Annotated in this window: 8 protein-coding genes; all 8 read left to right on the forward strand. The window is 43.4% G+C overall.

Translation table 11 applies throughout. The features are described from left to right. Nucleotides 1-1,030 precede the first annotated feature (1,030 nt). Nucleotides 1,031-2,077, forward strand: a complete 1,047-nt coding sequence (locus AB6D80_RS20200; protein ID WP_086715034.1) for a ParM/StbA family protein — start codon at nt 1,031-1,033, stop codon at nt 2,075-2,077. A 3-nt stretch (nt 2,078-2,080) separates the two neighbouring features. Then, nucleotides 2,081-2,575: a hypothetical protein gene (locus AB6D80_RS20205; RefSeq protein ID WP_102367713.1), complete on the forward strand. Its 495-nt coding sequence runs from the start codon at nt 2,081-2,083 to the stop codon at nt 2,573-2,575. A gap of 274 nt (nt 2,576-2,849) precedes the next feature. Then, nucleotides 2,850-3,479, forward strand: coding sequence for a hypothetical protein (locus AB6D80_RS20210; protein ID WP_086715038.1), 630 nt, complete (start codon nt 2,850-2,852; stop codon nt 3,477-3,479). Nucleotides 3,480-3,513: 34 nt separating this feature from the next. After that, complete coding sequence (locus tag AB6D80_RS20215) at nt 3,514-4,059, forward strand: hypothetical protein (RefSeq protein ID WP_081231361.1); 546 nt, start codon at nt 3,514-3,516, stop codon at nt 4,057-4,059. Between the two features lie 3 nt (nt 4,060-4,062). Then, nucleotides 4,063-5,010, forward strand: coding sequence for a conjugal transfer protein TraF (gene traF / locus AB6D80_RS20220; protein WP_086715042.1), 948 nt, complete (start codon nt 4,063-4,065; stop codon nt 5,008-5,010). Nucleotides 5,011-5,162: 152 nt separating this feature from the next. Next, on the forward strand, nt 5,163-5,690 hold the full coding sequence (locus tag AB6D80_RS20225) for a hypothetical protein (protein WP_086715044.1): 528 nt from the start codon (nt 5,163-5,165) through the stop codon (nt 5,688-5,690). Then, nucleotides 5,677-7,083: a conjugal transfer protein TraH gene (locus tag AB6D80_RS20230; RefSeq protein ID WP_157939204.1), complete on the forward strand. Its 1,407-nt coding sequence runs from the start codon at nt 5,677-5,679 to the stop codon at nt 7,081-7,083. Before AB6D80_RS20225 ends, AB6D80_RS20230 begins: the two co-directional genes overlap by 14 nt. A gap of 3 nt (nt 7,084-7,086) precedes the next feature. Beyond that, nucleotides 7,087-11,550 (forward strand): conjugal transfer protein TraG N-terminal domain-containing protein (locus AB6D80_RS20235; RefSeq protein ID WP_372189411.1); only part of this gene is annotated, 4,464 nt, incomplete at its 3' end.

Genomic DNA, 11,550 nt, shown 5'->3' on the forward strand with positions numbered 1-11,550 from the left:
GATTATTAGGATGTCACGGTCGATGAAAGATGCTCGGGCAGGGTCGATTCTGATTATTAGGATGTCACGGTCGATGAAAGATGCTCGGGCAGGGTCAATTCTGATTCTTAGGATGTCACGGTCGATGAAAGATGCTCGGGCAGGGTCAATTCTGATTCTTAGGGTGTCACGGTCAATGATTAACTCTCGGGCAGGCTCTTTTCTAAATTGCCATGCGCCAGCGACCTCTCCCTTGGCGGGAGCCTTTTTTTTAGCTCCCCCTTTATAATACTACTATACGGAGGGTGGTACACCACCACTAATATATGACAAAAGGCCGAATTTTCGCGTGAATTTTCGTTGTCACCAGTCGCTTTTTCTTCTTTTTGATACCACCCCATGTATATGTAGGAGATATGACCACCACTCTCATAAAATCCTTATTTTCAAATTCCCTACATATATTGAGGGGGGTGTCGGACCTCCTGTTTATTAGTAGGCGCTAATGTTCTGATGGTTTAATTTTAATCGAATTTTGATACCACCATTGATATATGTAGGGACGGTGATGCCAAATTCTGGAACGAACTGTCGTTTTATGGTGGTTGATTAGCAGTGAAGATCAGAACTAGATTACTTTCGTTAAGGCGCGTCGTTGAAAATAAGGATTAACAGAACCACTCAAAATGTGTATGTCGGTTGATGGGCGTTCTTTTGAGTAATGATTTTCGATTTCTGGCTAATTAATTTCAAGAACGAGCAAATCTTCCCATACAATTCCCAATCCCACCAAAATGGAAACGATGTTATGCAATTTTTTTCAATTGTTTCTACAAATGTCATTCCTTAACCGATTTATTACGGTGTTTATCAATATTTCCCAAGCATCTCGATTTTCCTCATACGCAATACAATTTTATTCGATTCATGCACGATATTTTTCAACAGCTAACAATAAACATGAAAAATGCCCTCACTAATTGCTAAACCATCATCAATTTTTGTGTATCACTAGGTTTGACATCAAGACAAATGATCGGAGTGATTGATTATGAACAAACAACTGGAAGTTGCAGCGATAGATGTAGGCTTTGGAACCACCTGCGTTGCATCTGAAATAACAGGCGATCACTGTTATTACCATTGCTTCCCATCAAGAGCTGTAAAGGTGAATCCTACAGAGCTGAAGCGACTGGAATCGTTTGGCACAACTCAGCGAAATACGGTTTTAGTGAACATTGACGGAAGTAGTTATGAAGTGGGGCCGGGAGTTTTGTCAAAAGCAGCTGACGCCAACGAAAGACTTCTTAATAAACGTTACATCTCAAGTCCGGCTTACAAGGCGCTGTTTATCGGTGGCTTAAGTCTATTAAAAACGGATTGCATTGACTTGCTGGTGGCTGGTCTTCCATTAAACCAACTTGATCGTAAAGATGAATTACTCAATTTTATGATTGGTGAACATCATGTGGATGGGCGAGTGATCCGAGTCAAACAGGCACATGTATTGCCGCAGCCACTTGGCGCACTTACTTATCATGCAAAGTCAGAAGCAAAGAAAATGAACTGCGGGATTATGGAGGCGCTTGGGAACCGAGCGAGAGTTACTGTTGATCCAGGTTATGGAACAACCGACTTCTTGACTTCTACGGGGCTTACAATCGACGAAGAACGTACAAAGGCATTCGAACTAGGTCAGGGGAAAATTCTCAGAAGCCTGAGCACCTACCTGTCTGAAATTTTGGGTACATCAATCGGCACCGAATTGGTAGACAAAGCATTCAACACGAACAAGCTTGAAATATTTGCTGAAGCGTATGACTTCCCTGTCGCTGATGGTGTCTTTGACTGCTTGCCGCTGATTGACAGTTTGTGCAATGAAGCAGTCGATTTGCTTACTAACATGCTTGGTGAAGCATCAGACATACAAGAGTTTATTGTTTCTGGTGGTCCAGCTCCAGATTTCGCGAGAGCGCTAGAACGTGCATTTCCGAGACATACTGTGAAGTTAGTCGAGAAACATGAAGTTGCTGTATGCCTTGGTTTTGCTGAGTTAGCTAGACAAATCGCGGGTGTTAATTCAAACAAGGTTGCGTAGCTTATGAGTAATAGTATCGATGTTAACCTGTCGACTTGGGTGGAAAGGGGAGCTATCGAGATCCCCGATAGTCCGAAGTTTAAGCGCATCATGTTGCGACGAATACTAAACAAAGGCGCAGTGATTAAGCGATTGCACGATTCAAACTGGGAAAAGATATCATCACAAGTTGAGCTTACAATGCCGTTCAACGGCGAGAAGGTTAATGAGCGATTTAGAATATCTAAACGTGATTTCCCAGTTTTGTTGAGCGAATTGAATCATTGTGAAAACCGAAGTTGGTTACTACCAATTCTTTTCCAATTGGGACTGTTATATCACCAATCTGGTGAAGCAATTATTAATCGATTTTTGGGTAACGTGAACACCAACAACGAACAAGGTTCTTCCCAAAATTCTCCACAGATACCTGAAGCTAAATCACCACAGACAGACCCAGCAGATTTGGTATCTACGGAACTGGTTGATAACTTGACTTCAAGCGGATTAATCAGTTGATTTTTCGCATAGCACATTTGCAATAAGTCAAGACTTAATATTGAGAATGTGTATGTTTTTTTGTAATCATTGTTGTGATTTTATACATTTATGCAATAATCCAAGAGTTCACTAAAACAAATTGCGTATTATGGAATTCGTAATTTCGTATAAATGAACACAACGTCAATACTGTAAACGCAACCTAACAACGCTCGTGGTGAGCTTAGTAAGGTGTTTGAAAGGTCAATGTTGGGATCGCTCAAACTGCGTAAAAAGCATGGAAGATTTACTTATGAAACGTCTAGGCCACATGGCAGCCGTGCGTGCAATTTCCGCTCGCATATTGTCAGCTGCACACCAATCTGTTTTAACTAACAGAGAATGCTCCGCTCAAATTAACTTTCTGACTAACATCGACGTAGATCGATTTATAAGTATCGAGCCCGATACTCTAGAGAAGTTTGCAGAGACGCAGCATCATATCTTTACCCTTGCCCCATTACGTTCTGGCTGCACCAAACAAACAGGTTTATCGGTTCTTAATACCGCAATTGAAACAGGCCAGTTTGAAAATTATCGAACACGATTGAACGCTTATCTCAATGTCACTTCTGAATCTACACCTTCTACCGATGAGATGAGTTTTCAGTGCCAATCACTAATTCTCGCAATGCACAACCTCGCTCAAACAGATCCGCATTCTGCGATGATTGAGCTAATGGCAACTCAACAAGAAATCACTAAGTTTGCTAGTTTTGAGTTGTTTCAAATTGTCAGGTTCACATCTGCCGGTATCAATCCTTTCGTATTTCACGAAGGTACTGAAGCTGAGATGTTGAATGCCTTAGAGACTCATGAATTTAAAAGTCACAATGTCGGCGTAGAACGCATTCGTATGCGTACCTTGACCGATATGATCTAAATTCAGTCTGTTCACAATTTGAAAGGATAGTCATATGTCCGAGATACAATTATCCACAGCGTCTCAAATGGCGCTGAAATTGGAGACGCGAGCACTCGATCTTGTACGCTTTGGTGCAAACGCAGCCACAATTAAAGACCTTTTAGGTTCAGTGCCTAAGTCTGCTCAACATGAGCTTGGCCGAATGCAGACAGACTTTAAAAAATCAAGAATGGGTAAAGATGCGAGCTTTCTTCATCAAGTACCGGAAGCGTTTCCCATCTCGAATAAGCTTTGGGCTTATTATTCAATCCTCTCCAATGACCCATCAGTGAAGTTGCCGCTTCAAGACAATATCGACAAGATGCTTGATGCTTATGCAAGAGTATTTGATGAATCGAGTGAAGACATACGTGCTTACGTGAATTTCAATCGATTTGTTCAACTCCTTCATCGTATCGGTGACGGTACGATTCACATTTTCAAATGTGAGTGTGGGACAAAATATATTGGCCACACTGAAAGACCTGGTACTGGTTGTGCTCACTGTCGTGCAGAAAGAGCGAGAAATCGTCGTAAAGCCAAAGCCGCTGAGGTATAGATTATGAAATCGAACTATCTAGGCTTATCGATGTTATGCGCCCTTGCATTTGCAGCTACCGCGACGGCAGATGCAAATTTCGTCAATGATAAAAGTGCCGCTCAAGGTTGGCACTTTTATGGGGAGCCTGAACCAGAAGAACTCAAAAAGCCCGTGCCTCCACCAGTCCCTATTGCCCCTCCAAGTGCAGCAAAATCTGGTCCTGAACCTATGTCGACGAAATGGATTCGAGCGCACTTTATGGAGTTTGTTGGTGAAGCAATTAATGACCCTACTCCGGAGAACATCCAACGAGCCCGATACATGCAACGTGTGATTATGGACAAGGCGACTGCTTTTAGGGAAGCGTGGATGCAAGATGTCATCAACAACCCTCTTCTTGATGAAACACAAGCAAGGCCAACATCGAGTTTTGCTCTTAATGCTAAGAATGAAGCTAAGAATCGTGCAGAACAGGAAGTGGTTCAAGAAGTAGCAAAACAAGCGGGGTTATGGTTCTTTTTTGAGAGCACTTGTGATTACTGTAAACGCCAAGCACCCATTGTCCAACGCCTCATGAGCAAATATGGCTTTAATGTAAATGCGATCAGCATCGATTTAGCGCCAATGGAAAATGGTATGTTTCCTGAGTATCAACCGGATACCAAGCAGAAGTATAAAGAGCTAGGCGTTCAAAGAGTGCCTGCTTTGTTTTTAGTTGGTAATTCCGGTGAGTTCGTAGCGCCCATTTCACAAGGCATTGTGACTGAAAGTGAAATAGTCAGATTGGTTCTTATTCAGGCAAAGACGGCCAATGTTATTTCAGAAGAACAATTTAACGACGCGTCGGCAGTTGAGTCACTACAGCAAATTACACGATTTGAAGATATTGATGAAGAAAGAGCCTTAACAGACGCAAACTATCTAGTTGAAATCTTAGAATCGAACCTCAAGGCACAGCAAGGTTACTAACTTTATCGCGGTTAAATGGAGCCTGTTCATTAGTTAATGAGCAGGCTTTTTTATATCAGTTGCACGTTAATTACCGAAAAAAGGCTCCTTATTTGAATTTTTTGCACTGGCGTTAAGTAACACTAATCCTAGTTCTCTATCAGGATATGGTCATGAAGCTTATACCAGTGGTTCTACTGACATTCAGTACATTAGTGATGGCTAACGAGTCACAAAAGCCCGTGATTACGTCATCAAACACTACCAACTCCCATCAATCGACGACTCGACAAATAGTAGAAATGCCCGATTACGAGCGGCTATTTGGCGCTATTACGTCGAATAAAGGCGACATCAACGCGTTGAAAGTCAGCCTACTTAATTTCTATTCAAGCTTGCTCCCAGTTTTGCGTTATGAAGCGCTCGTTCTTGAGGTCCCTGAAGCTTTGACCGCTTATAGCTCTGCAGAGTCAGCAAGCTACGAACTCGCCAAGCTTCACCTTATTGACCCTGAAACTCTAGAACCAAGTGAATATCAGTTTTATGAGCGAGTAGTGGTTGAAGACAGCTACGAAATTGCGAAGGAGTTGGTACTTAATGTGTTGCCGTTTATCCCTTCGCCTGAATCAGACCAACAGAAAAGTTTGACAAAGAATGTCAATGCACAAGCGCAGGAGGCAATCAATTATGAAACGTATTAGGTCTTTTATCGTTGCCGCCTCGCTGACATGCTCTATCAATGTGTTGGCCAACCCAATGCAAGACGTCTTCAATGGGTACTCGACAGGTCATGGTATTGTCGACTACGAAACCAGTAATAAAAACGCCATCGCACTCGGTTCTTTTTCATACCGTGTTAAGAGTCATGATCCAAATATCGTGAACTTTCAAGGCCCTTCGATGAAAGCCGGATGCAACGGCATCGACCTTAATCTCGGTTCATTTTCAATGATCAAAGATTTAACTGGGATGCTTCAAAACTCAATGAGACAAATTGCAGCGGGTAGTGCGTCATATGCCTTCAACCTAGCTTTAGATGCTCTGTGTCCGACGTGTGCTGCAAACATCAAAGCCTTGAAAAAAGCGATGGATGAATGGAACCAATTTTTCAAGAACTCATGTGAAGCGGGTCAGGCATTAATGGCCAACGCGGTCGGCCCATATGAACAATCAATCCGAGATACTTTGGCAATCAGTCAAGTCGCAAACTCAACTGGCGTTGCGACAGATTCAGCTGATTGGTTTCAAAACATGGTCCCAGGCACTTCATTGCTTGAGCTCTCCCAAAAAGTTCAGAATGGTGAGGAATTACTGACAGGTAACCTGCTAATCAACGGCATGAGAACATCAAAAATGAATGTTGGTGCCGCTGACTTCTTCCCTAGATTTTCGGAAACCGTCATGTCGCTAGTTGGGACAGAAATCCGTGATGTTGCTGATAACACTAACCCTGACCGCCAAGGTGTCGAAACTTCTTCAATTGCGACAACTCCCGTACCAGCGACGTTGACTCTGATAGATATCGCTTTTGGTGGCTTTGATACTCAAGAGCAAGTGACAAGGCTCAAGTGTAATGACGGCAACCCAGATACGGTGGCCAGCTCTAAATGTCTCGATATTACTCAAGAAACGATTGATTGGAGGCCGTTGAACAAACAGTTCTTAGAAGCGTTGGACGGAACGACAGACGGGACCGCAGGCGTATTAGAGGTCTATCGAACAGGTGCTCGCGGTGCGAATGATTTTGGTCCTACTCAAAAAGCTGTGATTCAGGGTGGCGGTATGGATGTATATGGCTACATAGCTTTACTCGCGACCAAATACCGAAAAAGTTCAGAGGTCCAAGGTTACTACGAGGCAATTGCTAATGAATACGCGTACAACTTTGCGATGCAATTTTTCGCGTCTGCTCGTGCGTATTTAGATGCGGTCGCAATCGCGGCTAAAGCCGACAGCGATGCTAATGCCCAAGCATACATCAAAGAAGCAAGAGAAATGTTGAACATACAGATGGACATTGTGGACCGCCACTATGAACAACAAGACTCTAAGAACCGTTTGCATATGTTAGTCGAGAAGAGTATGGAGAACTAAGTCATGGAATTTCTGATATATACCATTGGTAATTTTGATTGGGCTAGACAAGTTTTCCTTGGCTTGTCGATGGCGTTCGATCCATCAACAGGTGATTTTGGACAGCCTAACTACTTGTTCGGTCTTGGATTAGTTCTTTCCTTCTTCGTTGCAGCCTTCAAACAATTCTTTGAAAAGGGTCAGGTTGGTGGTGAATTCTTAGGAACAGTGTGCAAGGGCTATCTTATCTGGATGCTGTGTTTCTACCCGAGGGTCGACATTGTAGTCGAACATGCTGGTACGGGTGATTCAGCGTATTTTACTGACATTCCTGTTGGTTTGGCGATAGGTGGGGCTGTAACGACTCAAGTACCTATCGCATTTATCGATATTTTGAGTGACATCTTTGTGATGCCTCAGAACTCAGGCACACACTTAGACGCACTTAGAACGCTGGTGGCGATTGAAGGGTCTGTAAATAGTCCGAATATTCGTACTATTGGACATGCAGATAGTGATTTCATACGCAGCATAGACAGTTACATGAATGGCTGTTTGTTCAAAGACATGGAAGTTGGTGGAGCCTATCAAGAGGCGAAGGTTGGCAATGTATTGACGAATGTCGATGCTTGGGCCGCGATGGAGGTGAGCTCAACGATTTGGTACATCGACATGTACCTTGAAGGTCAACCGTCGTTCATGTCTTGTAAAGACGCTTACACTGCACTGAGCGCGTACATTGATAATGACCAATCGAAATTAGCCGACGGACTCGATGAGTTAAATGAAGCGAAAGGCATTTCAGCGACACAAGTAAGCTCTGCACTTCAGCAGTTGGGCTCTGCATCAATGGACAGCTACACATTTCAAATGAATAACTTCCTTGATTATCACGTCAAAAAGAACGCTATGGGGTTAGATGCTAGTCATTCTGCACGAGGCCAACTTGTTGACGCTATGGAATATCAAGCGAAACAACAGCGTCTTTTCACTATGGCAGGTGACAGAAACTTGTGGCTTGAAATGGCCCCTGCCACCATCTCATTTTTTGAAGCGTTCGTGTGGTTTGCTGCACCACTTATGTCCTTCTTTATCATCTTTGGTGAAGGGGGCTTTAAGATCGCCGCGTCATACATGCGATTCTTAGTGTTAGTTGGATTGTATCCATTTGTGATGATTCTGATTAACTTCTATCTCGATTGGTCTATTCAAAATGCGTTGGAAACGTCGATCACTGAGCAAACAGCATACACCATAGGGGGATTGTCCAATTTCTATTCCGAAGCGCGAAGTTATATAGCGACCGCATCTTACATGACGACAATGGTTCCTATGTTGGCTTATATGCTTTTGAAAGGTGGCGAATACGCAACCGTGAGTATGGCTGGCAAGATCGGGGGAACCGCACATGTTAATCCTAGTGCTGTCGCACCAGATATTGCAGTTGGTGCCAAAAATGGTTCACTCAGAATGGGTAATCACAGTTGGACTATGGGTGATAACGGTGTGGTTCATTCAACAAATCAAATTCAAGATCAAAACATGCCAACACTCGGTGGTATGTCGAATATGACAAGTAACTTGTCCCTTACATCAAGTATGGCAGAGTCGCGAGTTCAATCATCCCAAGCTTCACATCAACAGTCATGGGGCAAGCTTTCTCAACTTATGACGCAGATTCAAAAAGGAAAAAGTGCGAACGGTAGTGATAGTCATCAATATTCTGAAAATGCTCAATTTGCATCACAGGTGCGTGAAGGCTTACAGAAAAACACCAATCTAGATACTCAAGAAATTACTCAATTGATGGGTAAGTTAGTAATGGGTGGTAGTGGCTCGGGTAGCGGAAATTTCGGTTGGGGAAGTGGAGAGGATTCAACACAGCAAACCTCTGAGAGTGCAAAGACGTCGACTCAAGCTTCTGACTCTACCCAATACAGTAATGGACAAAGTAATAAAACAATGTCGAATACGCAGGGGGGCTCTCAGGCTGCAGGACGACACGGACGTGGCCCCGTGACTAGAACCAGCCACATAGAAGATAAGGGCAATTCAAAAGCAGAAAGAGTCCAAGTTACTGACACTAAGAGTAATGACAAGAGTTCCGGAAAAACAGACCGAGTGGGTTCAAGAAGCAAAAGTGACTTTGCGGTTGGTCTTGATGGCCGAGTTCAGGTTAACGCAGAAGGCGGGTTTAACCTTACGGAACGTGAGGCAGAGGCATTGCAGGCAAGCTTAGGTTACGTGACCAGTGAACAAGGCGGCACCAGTGCTCAATATACCAGTCAAGAAGCGATTCAAAAGGTTCATGGTCTTTCAAGAACGACAGGTTGGGGCGAAACGGGACAAAATGCTATTCAAGACCTGAAAAGTTATACAGCTGCGAAACAATTCCAAGAAACGACGAGTCACGCATTGGGTGTTGCAAAAGGTTTGAATCAAAACTATTCAACCAATTTTACAAATGCGGCAAACAATAAGGAATTTAAAGAGTGGGTGGCTAATGGTTATAACACCGAAAGTGAGATGGCCAACATGAACCCAGAGGAGCGTAGAGTCGTTGAGGCCAATGCTCAAGCCCGAAACCTCCAAATACAACGTGATGCATCTAAATACTATCACGGAGATGTGGGTCGTGCTGCAGCAGTACTTTTCTCAAGTGAAATGGTTAATCAATATCAAGAAGTGGCGAACGCTAAAGACATGAATTCAATGAAATCTGGCTTGATGGATATCTCGCAGAAATTCAATGAAGCCGACTTCTTGATTGGTGACAAAGCACTTAATGATATGTCGAAAAACTTTGCCACGATGAGTAACAATTTAGGGTCTGTGAAAGATACCACCAGCAACTCAGCCGTAGCAGGCATTCCGGAAGAAATTCAAAGACACCAGCAAGGCTTTGAGAAAACAAGAGATGAGCGACTGGATGAGGTTGGTACATTATTGACCACCAAAAATATCAAAGAAGAGCACGGGGACAATGTTGATAAGGCTCGCGCCAATGCATCAAAAGTTGCGCCTGAGAAAACAGATGAGATTAAGGCCATTGAAACTGCCACTGATACAGTTAATCCAACTCCAATTTCTCAAGAAGTTAAGAGTGCTGCGAAAGATGCTGGTGGATTAGTAAATGACGTTGCAGCGGGGCTAGTTTCTCAGTTTCACTCTGCGACAGCGCAACAGCTATCAGAACCTGCCGCAGAAAATATGAAGCACTTAGAATCACCATTGAATAAAGGTGGTGATTTATTAACAAGACCACAAATTGCGACTAACCCAAGTGCTCGTGATTTTGGACTCACCACTAATTCCGAAGGTGTGTATGGTGCCGCTGTGATCGCGTTAACCAGTGATGAGAACACGCTCAATAAAGATGGGCTACTCAGTGACACTGAAATCAAGCATCACAATAATGCGGTTGGGAATATAGAAAAACTAAGAACGGAAATGGCTGAGGATGAGTCATTTGCCAAAGAAGTAGGTGGACTTGCATCGGGCAAATACACCATGGAAGCGTTAGAGGACTATAAACTGTTTATGGGTGGCTCTGAGGACGGGTTCAGAGACATTGATTACAACAACGTTGCTCATGTTGCTTCAACACTTGGTACATCCCTTACTGATGAGCAAGTTTCGAATCTATCAAATCAATCTGAGGTCAATAAGAATTACGATGTCGTAAATGGCAAATTGTTATCTAAACATTATCTGCAGATTGGAACAGAGGATGGGGCCGAACACCAGAAAGCTTACCACGCAGCTAAAGATACACCGAATGAAGTGAAGTTGTCACAACTTGAAGCGACAGGTAAAGAGCAAAATGAAGCTGCAATTAAAGAGGGCCAATCTAACGGAACAACTCCATTAACGGGTGTTAATGACACCGTAGCGAACACAGCAATGCCGGGTTCTGTACCGTCAAATGAGCCGTCACCAGTACCAAGTTCAATGACAAAATTCGCTGAAACTGCAGCGCAAAGCTTGGCACTTATGGAGGCATCAGAGAACAGTGGTATGAGTGACGAACAGAAATCACAAATCTTTGACTCCATTGACAGTAATACGATTTCTGTAAAAGAAGGATCTCAACTGTTCAATGCTGTAAGTTCAGGTGAAATGACCGCTAATCAGGCAATTACGTCGTTGCAAGAGAAAGAGGAGATGCTTGCTTCAACAGAAAACACCCAACCTGATGCTCAACCAACAGAGGCAAATAGTTCAAAGGAAACAACGACACAACAAACCCAAGGCAATGATCAAACAGGTTTCTCCAAACTAGCTTCAATGGTTGTTAGCGCATTACCTAGTAGCCCATTACAGCCAGAGGACAGTAATAATCAGCATACCCAAGTTCAAAGCAATCAAGAGGTAGCTCCTGATAATAAATCAGCCGAAACGGTAGAGACGTCGAAGACCTCTGACACTGTAGCTACGAACTCACGCCCTGAAAGTTCAGCACCACAGTCGGTGGCTCAAACGGGTACA

Source organism: Vibrio sp. 10N.247.310.17, from assembly GCF_041466605.1.
In the GTDB taxonomy this organism is placed as follows: domain Bacteria; phylum Pseudomonadota; class Gammaproteobacteria; order Enterobacterales; family Vibrionaceae; genus Vibrio; species Vibrio tasmaniensis_A.